This is a genomic window from Sunxiuqinia sp. sy24, from assembly GCF_052677165.1.
In genome coordinates this window covers 1-21323 of the sequence record NZ_JBQYLH010000022.1, presented here as the reverse complement: position 1 = coordinate 21323, position 21323 = coordinate 1, and the positions used below count along the sequence as shown (strand labels likewise).

At 41.7% G+C, this 21323-nt stretch carries 20 protein-coding genes and 1 tRNA gene; 15 read left to right on the top strand and 6 right to left on the bottom strand.

What is annotated here, in order from left to right; all coding sequences use genetic code 11:
* Positions 1-376 precede the first annotated feature (376 nt).
* Positions 377-3184 carry a M16 family metallopeptidase gene (locus ACUNWA_RS16830; RefSeq protein WP_445593097.1) on the top strand — a complete coding sequence of 936 codons (2808 nt, stop codon included), beginning with the start codon at positions 377-379 and terminating at the stop codon, positions 3182-3184.
* Positions 3185-3289: 105 nt separating this feature from the next.
* Here the strand turns inward: ACUNWA_RS16830 and ACUNWA_RS16825 are convergent, their stop codons facing one another.
* Complete coding sequence (locus ACUNWA_RS16825; RefSeq protein WP_445593096.1) at positions 3290-4033, bottom strand: nucleotidyltransferase family protein; 744 nt, start codon at positions 4031-4033, stop codon at positions 3290-3292.
* A gap of 193 nt (positions 4034-4226) precedes the next feature.
* Here ACUNWA_RS16825 and ACUNWA_RS16820 point away from each other — a divergent pair, with 193 nt between their 5' ends.
* The 5 genes from ACUNWA_RS16820 to ACUNWA_RS16800 all read left to right on the top strand — a co-directional run bounded on the left by ACUNWA_RS16820 (position 4227) and on the right by ACUNWA_RS16800 (position 9777).
* Positions 4227-4637 (top strand): Spy/CpxP family protein refolding chaperone, encoded by a 411-nt coding sequence (locus ACUNWA_RS16820; protein ID WP_445593095.1) that lies wholly within the window; start codon positions 4227-4229, stop codon positions 4635-4637.
* A gap of 169 nt (positions 4638-4806) precedes the next feature.
* Positions 4807-5664 (top strand): helix-turn-helix domain-containing protein, encoded by an 858-nt coding sequence (locus tag ACUNWA_RS16815; protein WP_445593094.1) that lies wholly within the window; start codon positions 4807-4809, stop codon positions 5662-5664.
* Positions 5665-5749: 85 nt separating this feature from the next.
* On the top strand, positions 5750-7078 hold the full coding sequence (locus ACUNWA_RS16810) for a TolC family protein (protein WP_445593093.1): 1329 nt from the start codon (positions 5750-5752) through the stop codon (positions 7076-7078).
* A gap of 32 nt (positions 7079-7110) precedes the next feature.
* Complete coding sequence (locus tag ACUNWA_RS16805; RefSeq protein WP_445593092.1) at positions 7111-8175, top strand: HlyD family secretion protein; 1065 nt, start codon at positions 7111-7113, stop codon at positions 8173-8175.
* A 3-nt stretch (positions 8176-8178) separates the two neighbouring features.
* Positions 8179-9777, top strand: coding sequence for a hypothetical protein (locus tag ACUNWA_RS16800; RefSeq protein ID WP_445593091.1), 1599 nt, complete (start codon positions 8179-8181; stop codon positions 9775-9777).
* A gap of 265 nt (positions 9778-10042) precedes the next feature.
* Here the strand turns inward: ACUNWA_RS16800 and ribH are convergent, their stop codons facing one another.
* A complete protein-coding gene (gene ribH, locus ACUNWA_RS16795) occupies positions 10043-10537 on the bottom strand; it encodes a 6,7-dimethyl-8-ribityllumazine synthase (RefSeq protein ID WP_445593090.1) in 495 nt (164 codons plus the stop codon).
* A 75-nt stretch (positions 10538-10612) separates the two neighbouring features.
* The gene (locus ACUNWA_RS16790) at positions 10613-11302 is read right to left on the bottom strand and encodes a tetratricopeptide repeat protein (RefSeq protein WP_445593089.1); all 690 of its coding nucleotides are present in this window, start codon (positions 11300-11302) and stop codon (positions 10613-10615) included.
* Positions 11303-11541: 239 nt separating this feature from the next.
* Here ACUNWA_RS16790 and recF point away from each other — a divergent pair, with 239 nt between their 5' ends.
* Complete coding sequence (recF, locus tag ACUNWA_RS16785) at positions 11542-12660, top strand: DNA replication/repair protein RecF (protein WP_445593088.1); 1119 nt, start codon at positions 11542-11544, stop codon at positions 12658-12660.
* Positions 12657-12947, top strand: coding sequence for a DUF721 domain-containing protein (locus tag ACUNWA_RS16780; RefSeq protein ID WP_445593087.1), 291 nt, complete (start codon positions 12657-12659; stop codon positions 12945-12947). Before recF ends, ACUNWA_RS16780 begins: the two co-directional genes overlap by 4 nt.
* Here ACUNWA_RS16780 and ndk read toward each other — a convergent pair.
* Positions 12944-13369 carry a nucleoside-diphosphate kinase gene (ndk, locus tag ACUNWA_RS16775; protein ID WP_445593086.1) on the bottom strand — a complete coding sequence of 142 codons (426 nt, stop codon included), beginning with the start codon at positions 13367-13369 and terminating at the stop codon, positions 12944-12946. The two genes, ACUNWA_RS16780 and ndk, sit on opposite strands and share 4 nt — an antisense overlap.
* Positions 13370-13485: 116 nt before the next feature.
* On the opposite strand from ndk, the gene ACUNWA_RS16770 reads away from it, so the two are divergent.
* Genes ACUNWA_RS16770 through ACUNWA_RS16755 form a run of 4 tightly spaced genes read left to right on the top strand, consistent with a single transcriptional unit; the run spans position 13486 to position 16659 of the window.
* Complete coding sequence (locus tag ACUNWA_RS16770) at positions 13486-14523, top strand: DHH family phosphoesterase (RefSeq protein WP_445593085.1); 1038 nt, start codon at positions 13486-13488, stop codon at positions 14521-14523.
* An 8-nt stretch (positions 14524-14531) separates the two neighbouring features.
* Complete coding sequence (locus tag ACUNWA_RS16765) at positions 14532-15035, top strand: FKBP-type peptidyl-prolyl cis-trans isomerase (RefSeq protein ID WP_445593084.1); 504 nt, start codon at positions 14532-14534, stop codon at positions 15033-15035.
* Between the two features lie 17 nt (positions 15036-15052).
* A complete protein-coding gene (locus tag ACUNWA_RS16760) occupies positions 15053-15559 on the top strand; it encodes an FKBP-type peptidyl-prolyl cis-trans isomerase (protein ID WP_445593083.1) in 507 nt (168 codons plus the stop codon).
* Positions 15560-15597: 38 nt separating this feature from the next.
* On the top strand, positions 15598-16659 hold the full coding sequence (locus ACUNWA_RS16755; protein ID WP_445593082.1) for an NUDIX domain-containing protein: 1062 nt from the start codon (positions 15598-15600) through the stop codon (positions 16657-16659).
* Positions 16660-16742: 83 nt separating this feature from the next.
* Here the strand turns inward: ACUNWA_RS16755 and ACUNWA_RS16750 are convergent, their stop codons facing one another.
* Positions 16743-17444 (bottom strand): SAM-dependent methyltransferase, encoded by a 702-nt coding sequence (locus ACUNWA_RS16750; protein ID WP_445593081.1) that lies wholly within the window; start codon positions 17442-17444, stop codon positions 16743-16745.
* Between the two features lie 79 nt (positions 17445-17523).
* On the opposite strand from ACUNWA_RS16750, the gene ACUNWA_RS16745 reads away from it, so the two are divergent.
* Positions 17524-18303 (top strand): MBL fold metallo-hydrolase, encoded by a 780-nt coding sequence (locus ACUNWA_RS16745; RefSeq protein WP_445593080.1) that lies wholly within the window; start codon positions 17524-17526, stop codon positions 18301-18303.
* A 74-nt stretch (positions 18304-18377) separates the two neighbouring features.
* Here the strand turns inward: ACUNWA_RS16745 and ACUNWA_RS16740 are convergent, their stop codons facing one another.
* On the bottom strand, positions 18378-19550 hold the full coding sequence (locus ACUNWA_RS16740) for an MFS transporter (protein WP_445593079.1): 1173 nt from the start codon (positions 19548-19550) through the stop codon (positions 18378-18380).
* A 216-nt stretch (positions 19551-19766) separates the two neighbouring features.
* Between ACUNWA_RS16740 and asnA the strand changes: the two genes are divergently transcribed.
* Entirely contained in the window at positions 19767-20801 is a 1035-nt protein-coding gene (asnA, locus tag ACUNWA_RS16735) for an aspartate--ammonia ligase (protein WP_445593078.1), read from the top strand.
* An 89-nt stretch (positions 20802-20890) separates the two neighbouring features.
* Positions 20891-20964 (top strand) — tRNA-Arg (locus ACUNWA_RS16730).
* The last annotated feature ends 359 nt before the right edge of the window (positions 20965-21323 follow it).

Below are 21323 nucleotides of genomic sequence, written 5' to 3'. Positions count from 1 at the left end.
TAGCTAGCCGTAACGGCATTTCATCGTTTTCAAAACAGCTTTCCAGTATCGCTGTGAAAAATATACTGAAGCACAAAGCCCTGATAAATCTGTTAATGATTTATCAGGGCTTTTTATTAGTGTGTGCAAAATCCTGTTGCCTTATTCGTTATGTTTTAATTAGAAAGCCTATTTTTGATATTAATAATTTTCCTTAAACACTGCTTGGTTTGTTTTTTTTATCGAATACTCCGTCAAAAGCAACTTATAATTCTGACTGTGAAAGCAAACTGCAACTCTGGGAGAACGAATCAGCTTATTGCAAAACAAAAAGCCATCGATTTTTGTAATAATGAACATGAAAGACAGACCTATTTGAAATATAAATTTTAGTCCGATGAAACAACAACTCAGTATGCTTTTTTTGCTGTTTTCGCTGGTTGCAACAGCGCAAACAGGCTTTGATTTAAACAGTGTAATTCCTGAAGCTCCCGAAATTCGAAAAGGAGTTTTGGATAATGGCTTAACGTATTATATTCGCCACAATGAAGAGCCCAAGAACCGGGCGAGTTTTTACATTATTCAGAACGTAGGCGCTTTGCTGGAAGAAGATAACCAAAATGGCTTGGCTCACTTTCTGGAACACATGGCCTTTAATGGCACGGAGAATTTTGAAGGCAAGGGCATTTTGAATACCCTGGAGAAGCATGGGGTGGCATTTGGTCGCAACATAAATGCTTACACCTCTTTCAATGAGACCGTATATAACCTGAGCGATGTGCCGACGACCCATGAGGGCTTGGTGGATACCTGCTTGCTGGTTCTGCATGATTGGTCTGACTTTCTGCAGCTGAAGGAAGATGAGATTGACTTGGAGCGTGGCGTTATTGGAGAGGAGTGGCGTACGCGTCGGAATGCTAATTTTCGCCTGTTTAATCAATGGCTTCCGGTGGTCATGAAAGGATCGAAATGGGCTGAGCGCGATATTATTGGCGACACAACGGTGATAAAATATCACGATCCGGCCACTTTACGTCAGTTTTATCATGATTGGTACCGCACCGACCTTCAGGCTATCGCTATTGTTGGCGATGTGGATGTTGATGCTATTGAAATGAAGGTGAAGAGCTTGTTCTCATCGATCGAGCCGGTTGAGAATCCCAAAGAACGTCCCAATTTTCGCATCCCTAGTCATGAAGAAACTTACTATGTGTTGGCAACAGATGATGAAGCCACTCAATCGCAAATCAATATTTATATTCTGGATGAAAATAAAGATGGTCAGGAGAAAAGCTATGCCGACTTAAGAGATGCTTATATTACTTCGTTGTTTAACTCGATGAGTGGCATGCGTATTCAGGAATTGCTGCAAACCGGAACTCCGCCTTTCGTATCGGGAGGAACTCGCAGAGGCGGTTTGGTTCGGGGCTATGATGCCTACAGTATCAGCGTGACGGCCAACAGCAATGAAGAAGCTAAAGCATTGGAGGCTATTATGGTCGAAACAGAACGTGTTAAACGTTATGGCTTTGCCGAAAGTGAGTTGGAAAGAGCGAAAACTAATTTCCTGACCCGTTTTGAGAATCAGTACAATGAGCGCGATAAAATTTCGAATGATCGTTATGCCCGGGAGTACGCGCAAAACTACTTGGTGAAGGAGCCTGTTCCTGGCATCGAACGGGAGTACGAATTTGCTAAAGAGGTGATTCCGACCATCTCAGTAGAGGAGATTTCGGCTAAAGCCAAAGAGTGGATCAAAGCGGAAAATCGCACCATCGTGATTACCGGACCAACCGATGCTGAACATCTTTCGGAAGAAGAAGCCAAGAGTATTATCGCAAAGGTGGAGTCGATGGAAATAGCTCCTTATGAAGATAAGGTTGCTGCTGCTTCGTTGATTAGCGAAGAACTACAGGGATCTAAAGTGAAGACCACGAAACGCTTGGATGCCTTTGATGCGGTGGAGTGGACTCTGGAGAATAATGTGAAAGTAGTTTTTCGTCATGCTGACTATGAAAAAGATAATGTGACGCTGCTTGCTTACAGCCTTGGTGGTAGTTCGTTGTGGGACAATGAATACGTTCCTTCAGCCGATATGACTTCAACTTTTATGGAAGCTTACGGTGTGGGTGATTTTGATGCGATTAGTCTGCAGAAAATGCTGACAGGTAAAAAAGTTTCACTTTCGCCTACACTTGGTTCGTTGACCGAAGGGTTTAGCGGGTCAACGACTCCCAAAGATTTTGAGACCATGATGCAGTTGGCCTATCTGTATTTTGAAAAGCCACGTTTTGATGAGGAAGCGCACAACGCTTTAATGTCTCGTTACCTGGCTTTTGTAGCCAATATGGAAAAAGATCCGCAGAAAATTATGCGCGATTCCTTATCCTTCATCATTGCTGATTATAATCCTCGGGTAAGAACAATGAATACGAAATACCTTCAGGATGTTGATTTTAACGAGATTCAAAAGATTTACAAAGACAGGATACAGGATGCGGGCGACTTCACTTTCTTTATTGTCGGAAACATTGAAGAAGAGACAGCGCTGGCGATGGCCGAAAAATACCTGGGGTCACTAGCCGATTCGGATCGGGAAGAGAACTGGAAAGATCGCGATATTCGCTCTCCGGAAGGTAAGACTGAAAAAGTGATCCCCGTGCCTTTGACCACTCCAAAAGCCAATGTTAATGTTCGCTATGAAAGTGAAGTGGAGTATACACAGAAAAACTTGCTGGCAATTAAGATTCTCGAGGGAATTCTTGATCTTCGTTTTACCGAAACCATTCGCGAAGATGAAGGTGGAACTTATGGCGTTGGCATTCGTGGCGGAATGAGCAAATACCCAATCAGCAAAGGAACAATGCGCATTCTTTTCGATTGCGATCCCGTGCGTGCCGACCAGCTCAAGTCGATTGTTTATCGCGAAATTGATAAAGTTATTGCTGAAGGCCCAACGGATGTTGATTTTGATAAAACCATCAAGAATTTATTGAAAGACCGTGAGCAATCTCGTGAGCACAACAGATTCTGGTTGAGTTCGTTGTACAACTACTATTTTACAGGAATTAATTCAGCCGAACCGGCCAATTATGAGGAAATCCTGCAAAACATGACCTCCAATGATATTCAGCAATTTGCCACCGACTTTTTCGACGGTGCTGATTTGATTGATGTGGTCTTTGTCCCTTCGGATTCGGAATAAACATCCTCTAGAATTGAAAAAAGCGAAGCCGGTATTAGCCAGTTTCGCTTTTTTTTGCTCTTATCCTTTGTACCAAAAGTTAGATCGAACTTCGGTTTGCAGGTTTTACTTCGATCGTTGTTCCATCTTTTCAATCAGGCTTGCGGCTTCCTGCATCTGCTCGATCTTGCCCAGGTCCATCCAAATCGATTGATCATCGATAAACGCTTTGATGGTTTCGCTTTTTGCCAGGCGCAGGTACAAATCAATACTCGAAAACTTACCGTGCTCTTCGATCCGATTTAGCAGTTCGGGCTGGATGAGTTGAATACCACTAAAGGCATAGGGCGCCGATTGCTCAAATTGCTCTGGTCGGGCTATTTTGCTGGCTCCGGTTTTCATGTTTTTCCAGCCGGTGAGCTGCTGATCTTTGTTGAACAGCAGGTAACGCGAGGTATCTCGTTGGCGGACAACCAGACTGGCCAGGGCCTTTTCTTGCTGATGAAAATCAAGTAATGCGCCAAATGAGAGGTTGGTCAGTACATCGACATTCAGGATTAATATCGGCTCATTTGGTTTGAACAGCGGCTTGGCCTTAAGAATACCGCCACCGGTGTCCAGCAGTTCATCCGTTTCGTCCGAAATCTGAATCCGCATTCCAAAGTTGTTGTTGCTTTGAAGAAAACTTTTGATTTGTGTCGCAAAATGATGAACGTTGATGACAACATCGTTGATGCCTTGCTTTTTCAAGTTCAAAAGGCAGCGTTCCAGTAAATTTTTCCCATGAATTTCAACCAGCGCTTTGGGCCGGCTATTCGTTAGCGGCTGAAGCCGTGTTCCCAGCCCTGCGGCAAATATCATTGCTTGCATGTGATCTCTTTTTTGGTAAAAATAATGCATTCTTTCAGGAAAGAAAATGAATCTGAATTAAACGAATGTAGGATTTCGTAGTCAATAGGTTGAATGTCAAAAAACAACCGATGAAATAAGCTCGAATAATTACAGGAGAATGAAATTCCCCGGCAAGTTCCATCAAGTTCAAATAACAATAAGCAGAAATAAAATGAGAAAATTGTATGTATTATTAGTCGTGTTGGCAGCTACTATTGGTGCCAGCTATGCTCAGCCCGGAGGACAAAGACAACGCATGAGCCAGGAAGATCGGGATAAGCAAATGATTGAAACACTCGGATTGGACGAGGCTCAACAGAAAAAGCTGACTGCAATTAATGAGAAGTACCAAAAGTCGTTTACCGAGATGCGTGAGCAAATGCAAAAAGCGACCGATGAAGAGCGCAGGGAGCTATTTCCTAAAATGCGGGAACAAATGGAAAAAAGAAACAAAGAAATTCGCGCGATGCTGACCAAAGAACAAGCGGAGAAGTTTGATGAAATGCAAAAGAAACGACAAGAACGAATGAACAACCGACGCACTCCCAGTGAGCGGGGAGGTGCCAGAAGACCTGGAAAGTAGACCAGGGAGTAAGGTCTCGGCTGGTAATTAGTTAGATGTCAGAAAAGAGGCTGTCCAATGTTATGGACGGTCTCTTTCATTTTATACCCTTTCTACTCAATTTCCTAATCCTGTCATAAAGTACGTCAACTTAAATTGAAATTCGTTATTTTCGGCTCTTGGTTTGAAGATGAATGAGGCAAAAAAACATACCGATATCCGGGTTTTAACAGGCGAAGAGATTGAAGGCTTTCTGGACTTAAATTGCCCTTTTAAACCCTCGTACTATGCTTTTTTATTGGTAAAAGAAGGCTTTGTGGAAGTACGTTATAAGCTGAGCCGGCATGTGCTTAAGCCCAGCGACGTTTTAATGATTAATCCGCAGGTCGTGTATGAGTTTTTGAATATTTCCAAAGCAGGAGCTATGATGATGATGGTTGTGGAAAAGAACTTTCAATTGCTTGTGCCTACTCGTTTTAGCAAGTTGGATACCATTCATTATTTTGCAACGTCTTCTATTCTTCACTTAACGTTCATCGCTGAAGATTTTTCACATACCTGGCAATTGGTCCAGATGATCAGGACAAAGAATAAATCTAAAAACTATCGTTTTGCAGATGATTTGATCCATACTCTTTTTGCATCGGTGGCCTATATGCTTATTGAACGGATTGGGCAGGTTGCAGCTCAGCAAAACACTTCGGAAAACAGAAGTGAAATGCTTACCCTTGAGTTTATTAAACTCTTGCAAATTCATTTTCGAAAACATCACAACTTGGATTTCTATGCTGAACGTTTGAAAGTCAGCTCGAAACATCTTTCTGAAACCCTTAAAAAAGTAACTGGTCACACGGCCCGAGAGCTGATTAATATGGTGCTTATTCGGGAGGCCAAAATGCTATTGGCAAATAATGATCTGAAAGTGGCTACAATCGCTGAAATACTTCATTTTAGTGACCAGTTTGCGTTTAGTAAATTCTTCAAACGATTAACCGCCCTTAATCCGACAGCCTATTTTAAACGTCATTCTTTGGACGGCAATCCGTAATTCAGACATGCTTTGCCGTTGGTAGTCTATTTCGTTCTCGGTACGAAAACGAACCTTTGCAGCGGATTATTAAAGTCAGAAAACAATGATGAAAATTAGGAACAGGAAACTGAGGTATTCCGTGTTTATGCTTTTGCTATGCGGAGTTTTGAACCTGAATGCCCAGGAAAAGGCAAAGATTTTCTCTCTGGATGAAATTTGGTCGCTGACCATGGAGAACAATCAGGCCATTAAAGTGTCAGAGGCGGGAGTGAAGGTTGCTACCCAGCAAGTAGCTGTTCAGAAGTTGAGTCACTTGCCAACGATTAATACGTCTCTTAATGCTTTTTATCTGGGAAATGTGACGATTTACGATCCCAATTTTTCGAATAGAGTAGGAGTTGACATGCCTCATTTTGGGAATTCATTTTCGGTACAAGCCCAGCAACTGGTGTTTAAAGGAAATGTAATCAATGAGTCGGTTGAGTTAACCGATTTACAAAGGCAACTGGCCGAACTGAAAGCCCGGGAAGCAATAGAAAGCATGAAGTTTTTGGTGACCGGCAGTTACCTCGACTTGTTTCGCCTTTACAATCAGCAGGCCATCTATTCGAAAAATATTGAGTTAGCCGAGATTCGCTTGAAAAATATCACGGCTATGTTTGAGCAGGATTTGGTGACGAAAGATGATATTATTCGGACACGATTGATGGTTGCTAATTTATATTTGGCTTTGGAGCAAATCGATAACCATATTCGCATTGTCAATGATCAATTGACAACGGCTGCCGGAATTGATGGAGCGATGAAAATTCTCCCCGACTCGTCTATTTTGCTAAACAAGCCAACTGTTGATCCGTTGCTTGATTATCAGTCTCAAGCCAGTCAAAACTATACCGGTTTGCTTACAGCCAGACAAAACGTTAAGATTGCCGAGAAGGCGTTGGACATTACCAAGTCGGACAGGAGTCCGGCGCTTAGTCTTTTTGCTGGCAACAGTCTGCAGCGCCCGCTGACAAATACGAGTCCGGTAGTCGATAAGTACTCCAACGGATGGCAGGTTGGAGCGGCTCTCTCGTTCAATATTTCGTCTTTGTACACCTCAAAGCGTAAAGTCAATTTAAGACGGTTGCAGGTTGCTCAAACGCAGGAGGCGGTTGTGATGCAGGAGCAGAATACCAACTTGGCTGTCAATTCGGTTTACTCGAGCTATCAGGTTGCTTTATCGCAGTTGAAATCGCATGAGGAGAACAAAAAGCTAGCCGATGAAAACTACCGGATGATTGAGAAAAAATATGAAAATCAACTGGCCCTGCTGATTGATATGCTGGATGCGAGTAACTCGAAACTGGCTGCCGATCTGCAATACGCCAATGCCGAAATCAATATTTTGTTTGCCTATTACAAATTATTAAATGCAACGGGCTCATTGTAAGCCTTCATGTTCTACTTTTTGAAAAAATAATCATGGGAAAGAATACAACGAAGAAAAATAAGAGTTTATCTAAGAAGCGAATTGTTATCGCCAATTTGTCGCTGTTTCTGTTGATTTCAGTGTTGATTGTGTGGGGAATCCGGGAATACTTTCACTTAGGAGATGCTGGCTATACCAACGATGCTCAAATTGAAGAATACATTAGTCCGGTTAATTCAAAAGTACAGGGATACATTAAGTACATTGGTTTTGACGAACACCAGCATGTAAGTCAGGGTGATACCCTTTTAATCCTGGATGATTCAGAATATCAAATTCGGTTAGCTCAAGCCGAAGCAGCTTATTTGAATGCACTGGCAGCTCAGGAAGTCACCGAGTCAAGCATACAAACCATCCGGAATAACTTGAGTGTAAGCGATGCCAATATTCAGGCTAGTCAGTCACGTTTGCTGAATCTGGAAAAAAATTATACCCGTTACCAGAACTTATATCAGGATGAAGTGGTGACAAAAGCTCAGTTGGAAAATGTGGAGACAGAATACGAGGCTTTAAAATCGCAGATAAAAGCCATGACGCAACAACGCAAGAGTATTCAGTTTTCTATTCAAGAGGTACAAAAGCGTTTGAAAATAAATGAAGCTCAGATTAAAAGTGCTAATGCGGCTTTTGATATGGCTAAGTTGAATGTTGAGTATTGCACTGTTATTGCTCCCTACGACTGTACTGCCGGACGCCAGAAACTTCAGGTTGGACAGCTGATTCAGCCGGGACAGCAACTACTTTCCATCGTGAAAAGCAAAGAGCAATGGGTGGTGGCCAATTTCAAAGAAAGACAGATGCCTGTTATTGCCATTGGTAAAAAGGTGCGAATTACTGTTGATGCCCTTAATGATAAAGAATACGAAGGAGTAATTAAAGCCATTTCGTATGCCAGTGGTGCTAAGTTTTCAGCTATTCCGGTTGACAACTCTACGGGTAATTTTGTGAAAGTACAGCAACGTTTTCCTGTTCGGATTGAATTTACCGATGCTAACTCGGAAGAAGATGTGCAACAATTGCGTGCTGGTATGAATGTGATTGTTTCTGTAATCGATTAATTTATGGCACAGTACAACAGAGGTTTATTTCATGAGTGGGTGCCCAAACCGGTTCAGTTGCTGCTGATTTTGTTGGGGCTCCCTCCTTATTTAGGGGTGAATGGCGTTTATTCGGGCAACATTATGCTCATGTCCAACGGCTTGAATTCTATCACGGAGTTTTTTATGATGGCCAACAATTCCAGTTACATTGGAATGATGGTGATGATGCCCTTGTCTTTTCGGATCAAGCAGTACTTTCGTTCCAAAGAAATCGTGCTGGGAAGTTTGCTGTTGATGTCTTTCTTCAGCATGATTGTTTACACCACCGACAGCGAACCCTTAATTATTGTATGTACTTTGCTGATTGGCATGGTGAAATTTAGTGGCATGCTTGAATTTCTATTGCCCGTAATTTTTATCATCAGCCCACAAATGAAGCGCGAGATTTTTTATCCGATCTTTTACCCCATTGCCGTTGTTTTGGGCTTGGCTGGTGTGTACTGGGCTTCGATGCTTGCTTATAAGTACGATTGGCGCCAGGTGTACTTGATTTATACCATTTACATGCTGTGCTTTGCTGCTTTGATGGTCATCTTTATGCACAATAAGCGTGGTATGAAAAAGGTGCCGATGTATCAGCTTCCCTGGGCTAGCATCATTTTATTTGTCGTTATTATGATGTTGCTGAACTTCATCACCTCATTCATGAAGTATTATGATTGGTTTCACAGCCCGGTTATTGTGTATTCAACGATAGCCTTATTGGTTGTCATGGCTGTTTTTGTATACCGCCAAACGGTATTGAAAAGGCCCTATATGAAGCTTCAGGTATTTAAAAAGAAAACCGTGTACGGATCGCTTTTGCTGATTTCGCTGATGGGGATTTTTTTAGCAGGAACCAGTGTGCAAACAACTTATTTTGTCGGGGTACTTAAGTACAGCAATGAAACCATTGCCGGTTTGACTTTTCTGATGGTTCCGGGCTTCATTATTGCCTCAGCGGTTTGTTATATCTGGCTCAATAAACTTAGCCGAAAACTGAAAGAATTAGTCATCATGGGCTTTGTTTCCTTTTTGTTGTCTTACCTGATGATGTATTTTTTGGTGACACCGATCTCCGAGATAAGTTATTTTGTTGCTCCCAATATACTAAAAGGCATGGGGATGGGCTTTCTGTATGTTGCGTTAACAGCTTACAATGCCCGTAATCTGACGATGGATGAAATGTTTCCGGCGGCTACGCTTTTTGTGTTGTTTCGCTCTTTTGTAGGAACAGCCATCTTTGGAGCTGTTATCAACTGGGGATTTTACAAACTTCGAGTTCAGCATGGGATTGACTTGGCCGGAGCCATCGATCCGGCTGATACGCTTGGAATGATGCGTGGCGGTGCTATGCGCTTGTATGGACCTGTACAGATTCAGGCGCTACTAATTTCGGCAAAACAGATGTTTGGATTTATTGTCATCGCTGCCATCGTTGCTATTATTTTCGTCATTCAGCATCGGTTTGAAGTACCTTCCCGACGATTTGTGTTGTTCAATAAACGCCTGGCTGGGCATGATATTGATGGGTATAAAATTAAAGGTGCTACTGCTGAAGTATTCCCAACAGTAATATAGTATTGATTATTTTTCATTGATGAACTCCTGATGAAAGCTGTTTCTACAGTTTTGTCAGGAGTTTTTTAGTTGCCTAGCAGTTATTCTTTTGTATGAAATAGCTGCCTGAACAGCTTAATCAAGATTGTTTTCCTGAAGATAATTGTGACAGGGAAGCTACAGGTCGAGTGTTGATTGAAAGAGGCTGTCACTCGTAAAGTGGAGGAAAAAGAGTTTTTGGCAGAAAAAGCAGAAGGATCTATCCTGCTTTTTCTGCCAAAATAATTTATCGATTAGCTTGCATTCCTTTTTGCAGAGCAACCATTTTAATGGCAGTTACAGCGGCTTCGTCACCTTTGTTGCCCAACTTGCCGCCGGCTCGATCCAACGCTTGCTGCTCGTTGTTCGTAGTTAGTACTCCAAAAATGAAGGGCTTATTGTATTTCAGATTCAAATCGGTTGTTCCTTGTGTTACACCATCGCAAATAAAATCGAAATGACGGGTGTCTCCCTGGACCACGCAACCAATTAAGATGATTGCATCAACATCGGTGTATTCTGCTAAAAACTGTCCGCCCAGCGTTAACTCAAAGGTTCCGGGAACATGTTTTATCTGAATGTCGTTTTCTTCAACATCATGCTTTTTGAGCGTGTCAATTGCGCCTTGTGCCAATGCACCTGTAATCTCATAATTCCATTCAGCAACCACGATTCCAAATTTATATCCTTTGGCTGATGGTACCGATTCAAGATCGTAGGCTGATAAATTCTTTGTTGCCATATGCTTTAATTTTCTACAAAAATAAAAAATCCCCTGCGATGAGGGGATTTTCAATGTATTATTTTCGAATGATTCTTAGTTGTTCTGTTTAATCTCCACGCGGGCGATGTATTTTTCAACATTACGACCTTCAGTGGTTGTCGGATATTTTTCCTTAATCTTTTGGTAAACTTCCAATGCATCATCAAGTTCACCTTCTGATTCCATTACGTTGGCTGCTTTCATCATGTAAATAGGAGTGGTCAGCTCATTGTCCGAGCTGTTGTAAGCGGCTTTATAAGCACTGATTGCTTTGTCCGTTTCTCCCAATTCCAGGTAAGCATCACCTTTAGCTCCTTCAACAACGGGCACGAGTAATAAGTCGTCTGTGTCAAAATCGTTCAGGTAATCAACAGCGGCTTCGTATTCGCCCAAGCGAAGATAAGAAACACCGGTGTAGTAGCTGGCAAGATTAGCGGCATCAGTCATGCCATAATCTTCAATAATATCCAGAAAGCCAAGGTAATTTCCATCTCCATTGATGGCTAAATTGAAAGAATCTTTTTCAAAATACTGTTCCGCCATAAACATTTGCTCCTGAGCATCGGTTTCGCGGGGTTGAATGTACAACCGAGTGAAACCAAGGTAAACAACGACAATCGCAACAATAACACCGACCACGATGGTCAACATTTTCTGATTATCTTCAATTAACTGCTCGGTTTTAGTTAATGTGCTTTCAACTTCTGAAAAGCTGTCTTCTCTTTGATCTTTATTCTTTGCCATCTTTAAAATAGGTTATTCCAAATTAGTGACGCAAAAATATGTTTTTTTATAAAATAAAAGGCAGGAAAGGTTTATAAAATTTAATATTAATAAACATGTTGGTGTTATTATCTCTTTTCGTGGCTAAAACAGGTATTTACTCGGATTTATTTGGCGGGTTGAAGAAATAAAAAAATCAGTCACCTTGGTTTTACTTCTACCTTCATTCTTTATTTTCTTAGTTTTGTTCCTTAATAAGAATGCCACTCATGTATATTCAGAACTTATCGCTGGTGAATTTTAAAAACTTTGAAGAAGCCGAATTGAGCTTTTCTTCAAACCTGAATTGTTTTATCGGGAACAACGGAGCCGGAAAAACAAATTTGATGGATGCGATCTATTATTTGTCTTTTTGCAAAAGCTTTTCGAATGCCATTGATGGCATGAATGTTCGGCATGATCAGGACTTCTTTGTGATTCAGGGCAAATATCATCGGCTGGAAAATGAGGAAACCATTTATTGTGGTTTAAAGCGTGGACAGAAAAAGCATTTCAAACGTAACAAGAAAGAGTATAAAAAGCTTTCGGAGCACATCGGACTCTTACCTCTGATTATTGTTAGCCCTACGGATATCAATCTGATTATGGGTGGTAGCGATGAGCGACGTCGGTTTCTGGACTCACTGATTTCGCAATATGATCAAGTGTATCTGGATAACCTGATTCGTTATAACAGGGCTTTAATGCAGCGAAATAAACTGCTGAAGCAGTTTGCCAGTGCTGGTTTTTTCAATGCGGAAAGTCTGGAGGTTTGGAGCGATCAGCTCGTCCATTATGGTGAGTTGATTCATGAAAAACGGGTGGAGTATCTTCATCAGTTGCAACCTGTTTTTCAGCAATATTACGAGCTGATTTCATCGGGAACAGAGCAAATTGAAATGATGCATGAATCGAGCTTGTACGAAGGAAATTTTGCTCAACAGATGAAAGACGCTGTTGGCAAAGACCGGATGATGCAATACACGACAGTTGGAATTCATAAGGATGATATTCTGTTCAATTTAGGAGAATACCCGATTAAGAAGATTGGTTCGCAGGGACAGAAGAAAACGTACCTGGTAGCCTTAAAGCTGGCGCAGTTCGACTTTATTAAAGACTTGGCAGGGATGACTCCTATTTTGTTGTTAGATGATATTTTCGACAAATTGGATAAGAATCGGGTAACACAAATTGTTAAGTTGGTGGCAGATGATCATTTTGGACAGATTTTTATAACGGATACTAACCGAGAGCATCTCGATCAGATGATTGCTGAGGTGGAGGCCGATTTTAAGATTTTCCAGGTGGTGGACGGAACGGTAAATGAAGTAGTAAAATGAGAAGAAGCAATACCCAAAAGTTAAGCGAAGTCCTTCGGGATTATATCGAACAAAATAAGTTGAACAAGAAACTGACCGAAGTTGAGCTAATTGCTTCGTGGGAAACAGTAGTGGGGCGGACGATTGCCCGATACACCGAGTCGCTAAAAATTAGTAATGGAACCTTGTTTGTGAAAACAAGTTCGCCGGCACTGAGAAGTGAATTGGTAATGATGAAGGAGCAATTAAAAGCCCGCCTGAATGAACACGCGGGCAATACGATTGTCCATGATATTGTTTTTCGTTAAAATGAAAAGCGCTCTATTCGTGAGAAGAAAAAGTCACTTTCTTTAATTGCATTTTCATCACTATCGGATCCGTGAATCGCATTGTGGGTTTTTGATTCAGCGAAAATTCTACGAATAGTGCCCTCGCCTGCTTCCAGAGGGTCAGTTGCTCCAATAAGCTTACGAAAATCTTCAACAGCATTTTCTTTTTCAATGATTGCCACAACAATGGGAGCAGAACTCATGAATTTAACTAAATCGTTGTAAAATGGTTTGTCTTGATGGACAGCATAAAAAGCTCTCGCTTGTTCTTTTTTTAATTTGGTGTACTTTAATGCTTTAATGACGAAGCCATCTTCGTTAATTTTTGTAAGAATTGGTCCAATGAGGTTCCGTTCAACGGCTCCCGGCTTAATGATTGTAAGGGTTCTTTTTCCAGCCATTTTGTTTAGTTTAATATAAGGTTTGATAGAGTGAACTAATTTAGAAAATTAATTAGCTAAAATTAAATAGCGGATGCATTATTTTTATATTTGTATCCGAATAAAAAATTGATGTCTTGAAAGAACTTGATATAGAAATAATTAAGTCATTTAGCGCTTGGGTTGGTAAAACCAATCAAAAAGTAGTTATTCTTCCGCATGTTAATCCGGATGGCGATGCTGTTGGATCGGCATTGGGATTGTCGCGCGTTTTGAAGAATAGTGGGGTGCAGGTGGAAGTAATTTCTGCCAATGGTTATCCCTCATTTTATAACTGGATTGAGGGCCACGAGCAAGTGACGCTTTTTTCGAAAAACCCGAAAAAGGTACAGCAGCTATTAGTGGAGTCGGATTTGCTGATCTGTCTGGATTTTAATCACTTATCACGCACCGGTGACTTGAGGCCGTTGGTGGAAAGTTATTCCAAAAATAGCATCTTGATTGATCATCATCCTTACCCCGAGGACTTTACCGATGTGCAGATTTCGCATCCCGAATGTTCGTCGACGGCTGAGTTGGTTTATCATGTGCTAAAAGCTTCCGGGCTTGATCAGCACCTGGATCGCGAAGCCGCTTCAGCCTTGTTTTGTGGGATTATGACCGATACGGGGTCGTTCGATTACAATGTTTCCGATCCGCAAACCTTCCAGACGGTGGGCGAGCTTTTGAAATTCGACATTGATCAGGACTACATTCACGGCGAGGTTTTTGATAACTATTCGGTCGACAGGATGCGCCTGTTGGGGTATTGTTTGAATGAGTGTATGGAGGTTTTTCCGGAATATCACGCAGCTGTGATGTATTTATCCAAAGAAACGCAGAAAAAATTTAACTTTGCGCCTGGTGATAGTGAAGGGTTTGTCAATTATCCGTTATCGATAAAAGGGATTCACTTTAGTACGTTATTTTCCGAGAAAGATGGAATGGTGAAAGCTTCGTTTCGCTCGAAAGGCGAATTCGCTGTAAATGGGTTTGCTTCCGAAAATTTTAACGGAGGAGGACATCGCAACGCAGCCGGAGGGGAGGTTTCTGCATCATTAGCAGAAACACTTGATAAATATCGGAAGTTATTACCCGTTTATCAGGAGAAATTAGTGAAGACAAAATCAAAATGAAAAAACAAATGAAAGGGATTAAATTTTTATTGATGGCGGTTGTTCTGGTTGCCATGTATTCTTGCTTTGACGATCCGGTGCAAGAAACAGTTGATTATACGCCTGCACGCGAAGCCGAATTATTGAAGGAATATTTGGATACGCTGGTTAATCGCGGTTATGATATTGATACATCAGCTACCGGTATTTTTTATGTGATAGAGGAACAGGGCGAGGGACTTTATGTCCAGTCAGGCGATTCGATTGGTATCGACTATACTGGCTTTATGCCGGAGAATGGTCAGATTTTTGATGCATCCTCTTATCATTACGAAGATAAAATATGGAAATTTCGTTACAATCCAGGCGATTTAATTGATGGATTTGAAGATGCCTTAATGCTTATGAATGAAGGGACCAAGGGGCTTTTTATTATCCCTTCCAACCTGGCATACGGAGCTTATGGTTCAGGATCAATCCCTCCATATACCACGCTTTCTTTTAGCTTAGAATTGAAAAAGATATACCAATAAAATAGTAAGGATACGATATGAAAAAAATATTTTTCTTTTTGGCTGTGATCGGTGGTCTTTTGATCACAACAGTGTCATGTAAGGATGATGGCATTGATTTGGAAAAACTGCGGGCTGAAGAGCTCGAGAAACTAGACACATTTATTGAAGCCAATAACATTGACGAAGAGCCTACGGAGTCGGGCATGTATTATATTGAGCGCGAGAAAGGAACCGGAGATACCATTAAACTGGGCGACCGGGTTAAAGTATTCTATACCGGTATGCTTATCGATAGCACTGTTTTTGATATGTCAGGAACGTATGAGCCATTTGAATTTATTGTGGGAGGCTCGGATGTGATTGTGGGCATGAGCGAAGGAGTATCTTATATGACGCAGGGAGGTAAGGCAACCTTTGTTATTCCATCGAATCTGGCCTATGGAGCATCCAACAGTTCAAGCGGAATTCCTCGTTTCTCTACTTTGATTTTCGATGTTGAAGTTTATAAGCATTATAAGCTGTCCGATACGCAATCCGAATAACGAAATAGCCCGCTTTTTGCGGGTTTTGTTTTTTATAGATGGAAAATCAGCGAATACAACTTCTTAAAAAACTACTTCCAGGCTTTATCCCCTTGTTTGTTTTTATTGCTGTTGACGAACTGTGGGGAACGAAAGTCGGCTTGGTTGCTGCCCTTGCAATTGGTGTGGTCGAATTGCTATGGATCGGAATCAAGGAAAAACGATTCGACCGGTTTGTCTTGTTTGATACGCTGCTTTTATTGGCTTTGGGTGGTGTCTCAATTTTGTTGGACAACGATTTGTTCTTTAAACTGAAACCGGCGCTTGTTGAATTAATCCTGTGTGTAATCCTGGCTTTGTCGGCTTTTTCAAAAGTCAATATTGTTGCCCTAATGAGCAAGCGCTACCTTAAGGATATGACGCTGAGTGATGAGCAAATGAGTCGTATGCGAGCCAGTTTGAAGTTGATGTTTTACATGTTTGTGGGACATACTCTCTTGGTATTTTATGCTGCTTTTTATCTGTCCAACGAAGCGTGGGCTTTCATTAGCGGAGGCTTGTTTTATATTCTGTTTGGACTGCTTTTCGTTATTGAATATTTCAAACAGAAGAAATCGCAACAAGTATTGGCTGAAGAAGAACAGCTTCCTTTGGTCAATGAGCAAGGACAGGTGATTGGAAAAGCTCCGCGGTCGGTTTGTCATAGTGGGCAAAAGCTGCTTCATCCGGTAGTTCATTTGCATGTTTTTAATCAAAAAGGTGCCATCTACCTACAAAAACGTCCACTGAATAAGTTGGTACAGCCTGGTAAGTGGGATGCCGCAGTAGGCGGACACATTGCCTTTGGCGAGGACTTGCAGACCGCCTTGCAGCGCGAAGCCTGGGAAGAAATTGGTTTGAAAGGATTCTCCGCCAAATTAGTCAAGCAGTACATCTGGGAAAGTGAAATCGAGCATGAACTGGTTTACGTGTTTGTAAGCCACGATTACCAAAGCATTCATTTGCACTCCGAGGAAGTGGAAGAAGGAAAGTTCTGGACCAAAAAGCAGATCGCCAGAACGCTGGGGCAAGGTGTTTTTACCCCCAACTTTGAACATGAATTCAAGCTTCTTTTTAGTTGAAGTAGAAGTCTTGAATTCCAAATTTTGCACAATGATTAGCAGTGACTTTCGAGAGGAAAAGCTACCCGGAATTCAATCAATTTTTATTTGCCCAAAACAAAAATCGCAGGGCGCTTTTGTATGTCTGGTTTTTGTTTTTTCCAATCGCCAATCGAAAGGGTTTTTACGGATTCTGTTTCCAGCGTCAGGTCGCAGGCAATGCACAACTTGGTTTGAGGCTTGCAGTTTTGCAGCAAGTCGTCCAGTAGTTGCAGGTTTCGGTAGGGGGCTTCGATAAACAACTGACTTTGGTTTTCAGAATAAATCCGGTTCTCCAGATGTTTGATTTGCTTCGCTTTTTCTCCTTTTTGGATGGGAAGATAACCGTTAAAGGCGAAGTTTTGCCCGTTCATTCCAGACGCCATCATCGCTAATAGAATAGAAGAGGGACCTACTAATGGAATCACCCGTATATTTTGCTCATGGGCTATTCGAACTACATCGGCACCTGGATCGGCTACTCCCGGACAACCCGCTTCCGACATAATCCCAACGGGTTGATTTTCCTTGATGGGATCCAGGTAGGTGTGTAGTTGGTTTTTATTGGTGTGCTTATTTAGTTCGTAAAAATGCAGCGAGTCAATGTCAATGTTTTTATCTACTTTTTTGAGAAAACGTCGGGCAGTCCGGATATTTTCTACAATAAAATGAGAAATTGAACGAATAATTTCCCGGTGGTTTTCCGGAATAACCGTATTGAGTTCGCTTTCGCCGAGTGTAATCGGAATCAGGTATAAATGGGCCATACATCAAATTTTCTTCAAAATTAATTAATTTACACGGCCGACATAAGAAAATCTATTTTTTGTAGTTTTGCCTGCATACATGAAGCCAAATTTAGAATTAAAGATTGAATTTTTAGGAACCGGTACATCGCAAGGAGTTCCGGTAGTAGCTTGCGCCTGTCCGGTGTGTCGGTCCAGCAATCCGAAAGATAACCGGCTGCGATCGGCACTTTTCATCGATGCTAATGGCTCAAAAATAGTGATTGATGCCGGACCCGACTTTCGTCAGCAGATGTTGCGTATTGGCCTTTGTAAGCTTGATGCGATTTTTCTGACGCATGAGCATACCGATCATATTTTTGGCCTTGACGATATTCGCGCGTTCAACTGGGTGCAGAAACACCCCACCGATATTTATGCTGAAAAACGAGTTCAAAGTTCAATCAAGCGGGTGTTCGATTATGTATTTGAAACGAATAAGTACCCCGGTATTCCGCAGATGAATCTTCATCTGGTTGAGAATAAACCTTTCAAGCTGAACGAAATTGAGGTCATTCCCGTGCGCGGTTTTCATCATAGATTGCCTGTTTTTGGTTTTCGTCTGGGGCAAATGGCGTACCTCACTGATGTTAACCGGGTGGAACCGGAAGAGCAGGAAAAACTGCGTAATCTCGATATTCTGATCGTGAATGCCTTGCGTTTTGAAAAGCACATTTCGCATTTCAACCTCGAAGAAGCCATCCAACTTATACAGCAAGTAAAACCAAAACAAGCTTACCTCACACACATCTCGCACCTGATGGGCAAGCATGAAGATGTTCAGCGGCAGCTCCCCGACAATATTTCTCTTGCTCACGATGGACTAAAACTGGAACTATAATTACAATAATCTTGGCTGGAGCTTAGCCGGCTATCGGTTTATATATTACTGGCATGTAAATTGGATCGATAGGCTTAGTCTGAAATGTTTTTGGCTTTGTTTGAAAGGAGAGGAAGAGCGGCAATGAGGGCAACGACAGCGTAGCTTAAACCTGCCACAAGCAGAGAAGTTCCTAAGCTAAACTGGTCTGTTAAATAGCCCAGCAATGGTCCAATGATGGCAAAGTTGATGCGGATGACAAAATTTCGGAGCGATAAAATCGTCGCGCGAACTTCGGAGCGGGTATAGCGGTTGATGTAGTCTTTTAGAATGGGATGGGCGATTCCGCGGAAAAGATAAAACGAAAACAAGATGGCAATTCCGGCCAGGCTAATCTCCCACGCCGCCAGTAGATAGCCGATAGTTAGTCCGAAGATGATAATTAGTAAAGAGTTTCGTTGGCCCAGCCGTTTTTCTACTTTATAGCTAAGCATGGAGGAAACCCCGACCGATAGGTTGAGCAAGGTCCATAGGATTCCGAAAAGCGACAGCGGTAGTCCGGCGGTTTTAAAATAAGGCTGTACAAACCAGGCAAAGGTAAGTGAGGCTGTACCGGTGAAGGATGAAACCAGAATGGCGGACCGTAATTCCCGGTGTAAAAATGTTTGTCGGATCGTTTGCAGAATGGATTTGAATGTTTTGGTCACTTCGTTGGCCTGCACTTTCGGCTCCTTCAGCAAAAAAGCGGCTGGGATGGCAATGGCAGCCACAGCAAACTGAACGTAAAAAGGCGTGCGTAAACTGAGTATCGCCAGCAAACCCCCCGAAACTCCGGCTATGGCTTCTGCAAAATTGCCGGATGAAGTGATCCAGCCTTCCTGCTTGATGTATTCTTTTTCGCGATTTTGGGCTTTGAGGGTGTCGTACAGCAAGGCCGAATCGGCCCCGGATATAAAGCTGTGACCAAGACCAAGAACGATTTCGGCTGCAGCAAAAGCCCAAAAACCATACGAAAAACTATACATGGCGAAACCACCGGTTCCAAGTATTGCACCCAGTAGGAGGGTGTTTTTGCGTCCCCAAACATCGGCTAAATAGCCCGATGGAATCTCCATAATGACAATAGCGATGGAATAAATGGATTTCAACCAGAAAATTTCCTGCATACTTAATCCATTGTCCTGATAGAAAAGAACAACGACCGGCATAATCAGGTTAAACCACTTAGAGAATTTGATCAGATAAAGTTTGATGATATTCGATTGCATGCTTTGACGTATTGCGCTGTAAAAATAGTAACTTTTGTGAATCTGAATATTTGCTAGAAATGTAAATAGTAATGGTGAATTTTGTTTGTCTTAGTTTCAGTTTGTTGATTTTATGACGAATTCTAAGTCAAATTGAAAGATTCTTGCTACTTTTAGCGCCTAGAAATTATTAATAAGATACTGGCCTGTTGTCAGGAGTTTGATATTTAGCATATTATGAAACTATATTTCCCCGAAAATTATAAGTCGCATCTCGACTTAAAACAAACGGAAAAAGCGATCAAGTTGGTTAAAGATTTTTTTCAACGAGATTTGTCTTCTGAATTGAAGTTGAGCCGGGTTACGGCGCCACTTTTTGTGATGAAAGGAACCGGAATTAATGATGATTTGAATGGCATCGAACGCCCGGTTGTCTTCCCTGTAAAAGAATTGGATGATCAGGTGGCTGAAGTGGTACACTCGCTGGCCAAATGGAAACGAATGACACTGGCTGATCAGGAATTTGCTCCTGGATACGGATTGTATACCGACATGAATGCGATTCGTCCGGACGAAGAATTGTCGAATATACACTCGCTTTATGTTGATCAATGGGATTGGGAGCGTGTTATTACCGATGATGAGCGTAAGCTGGAATTTTTAAAGAAAATCGTACGTAAGATTTATTCGGTTCTGCTTCGCACGGAGTTTTATGTGTATGAGCACTATCCTCAAATTACTCCTATTTTACCCGAAGAGATCACCTTTATTCATGCTGAAGAGCTGGAAGCCAAATACCCGGATTTGAGCTCTAAAGAACGGGAAAACGCCATCGCCAAAGAATTTGGAGCTGTATTTATTATAGGTATTGGTGGTGAAATGCCCAGTGGTGAAATCCATGATGGACGTGCTCCCGATTACGACGATTGGACGACCGAAACAGTTAATGGCTACAAAGGCCTCAATGGTGATATTTTAATATGGAACCCTGTTCTGCAGAGTTCATTAGAGATATCATCGATGGGTATTCGGGTGGACAAAGAAACTCTCTTGCATCAGTTAAAACTCACCAATACAGAAGATCGGAAAGAGCTGTTGTGGCATAGTCGTTTGTTGAATAATGAATTTCCTTTATGTATTGGTGGAGGAATTGGGCAATCACGCCTCTGTATGTATTTCCTTCGTAAAGCACATATTGGTGAAATTCAATCGAGTATATGGCCCGATGAAATGTATAAACAATGTCGTGAACACAATATTCATCTGGTTTAATCAAACTATTTAAACGAGAAGAAGAAAATATACCATTAAAGCGGTTGCAGTTTTTGATATTTTTATATCTTTGCAACCGCTTTAAGGATGCCTCGGTAGCTCAGTTGGATAGAGCAACTGCCTTCTAAGCAGTAGGTCATGGGTTCGAATCCCGTCCGGGGTACAGTTTGAAAATGAGAGAGTTAGCTATTTAGCTGATTCTCTTTTTTTATGCCTGTTTACTAACAAAGTAACTAACATGATTGGTTTTAAGGTTTTGTAGTAAGAGTAAAGTATACAGTGAGTTAAGTAGGGATAAGGATGCTTAGTTGGGTTTGATAAAATCTAGTTATTGTAATTTGAAAAACAGCCGTATTTACTCTCCATATTGCCCCTGTTTAGACGTTCATATATTCAGAAGCAGATTACCCCTACCGGCATAGAGAAAATTGATTTCCCCCCAATGCGGGAGGCTTAAAACGAATCTTATTTGAAGTTGGATGTATTGAGCAGAAATGTTTAAGTGCTCTCTCTCCTGTAGCT

Excerpts from the sequence above, each read along its gene's own strand:
- ACUNWA_RS16830 (WP_445593097.1), top strand. The coding sequence starts at position 377 with ATGAAACAACAACTCAGTATGCTTTTTTTGCTGTTTTCGCTGGTTGCA.
- ACUNWA_RS16825 (WP_445593096.1), bottom strand. The coding sequence starts at position 4,033 with ATGCAAGCAATGATATTTGCCGCAGGGCTGGGAACACGGCTTCAGCCG.
- ACUNWA_RS16820 (WP_445593095.1), top strand. The coding sequence starts at position 4,227 with ATGAGAAAATTGTATGTATTATTAGTCGTGTTGGCAGCTACTATTGGT.
- ACUNWA_RS16815 (WP_445593094.1), top strand. The coding sequence starts at position 4,807 with ATGAATGAGGCAAAAAAACATACCGATATCCGGGTTTTAACAGGCGAA.
- ACUNWA_RS16810 (WP_445593093.1), top strand. The coding sequence starts at position 5,750 with ATGATGAAAATTAGGAACAGGAAACTGAGGTATTCCGTGTTTATGCTT.
- ACUNWA_RS16805 (WP_445593092.1), top strand. The coding sequence starts at position 7,111 with ATGGGAAAGAATACAACGAAGAAAAATAAGAGTTTATCTAAGAAGCGA.
- ACUNWA_RS16800 (WP_445593091.1), top strand. The coding sequence starts at position 8,179 with ATGGCACAGTACAACAGAGGTTTATTTCATGAGTGGGTGCCCAAACCG.
- ribH (WP_445593090.1), bottom strand. The coding sequence starts at position 10,537 with ATGGCAACAAAGAATTTATCAGCCTACGATCTTGAATCGGTACCATCA.
- ACUNWA_RS16790 (WP_445593089.1), bottom strand. The coding sequence starts at position 11,302 with ATGGCAAAGAATAAAGATCAAAGAGAAGACAGCTTTTCAGAAGTTGAA.
- recF (WP_445593088.1), top strand. The coding sequence starts at position 11,542 with ATGCCACTCATGTATATTCAGAACTTATCGCTGGTGAATTTTAAAAAC.
- ACUNWA_RS16780 (WP_445593087.1), top strand. The coding sequence starts at position 12,657 with ATGAGAAGAAGCAATACCCAAAAGTTAAGCGAAGTCCTTCGGGATTAT.
- ndk (WP_445593086.1), bottom strand. The coding sequence starts at position 13,369 with ATGGCTGGAAAAAGAACCCTTACAATCATTAAGCCGGGAGCCGTTGAA.
- ACUNWA_RS16765 (WP_445593084.1), top strand. The coding sequence starts at position 14,532 with ATGAAAGGGATTAAATTTTTATTGATGGCGGTTGTTCTGGTTGCCATG.
- ACUNWA_RS16760 (WP_445593083.1), top strand. The coding sequence starts at position 15,053 with ATGAAAAAAATATTTTTCTTTTTGGCTGTGATCGGTGGTCTTTTGATC.
- ACUNWA_RS16755 (WP_445593082.1), top strand. The coding sequence starts at position 15,598 with ATGGAAAATCAGCGAATACAACTTCTTAAAAAACTACTTCCAGGCTTT.
- ACUNWA_RS16750 (WP_445593081.1), bottom strand. The coding sequence starts at position 17,444 with ATGGCCCATTTATACCTGATTCCGATTACACTCGGCGAAAGCGAACTC.
- ACUNWA_RS16745 (WP_445593080.1), top strand. The coding sequence starts at position 17,524 with ATGAAGCCAAATTTAGAATTAAAGATTGAATTTTTAGGAACCGGTACA.
- ACUNWA_RS16740 (WP_445593079.1), bottom strand. The coding sequence starts at position 19,550 with ATGCAATCGAATATCATCAAACTTTATCTGATCAAATTCTCTAAGTGG.
- asnA (WP_445593078.1), top strand. The coding sequence starts at position 19,767 with ATGAAACTATATTTCCCCGAAAATTATAAGTCGCATCTCGACTTAAAA.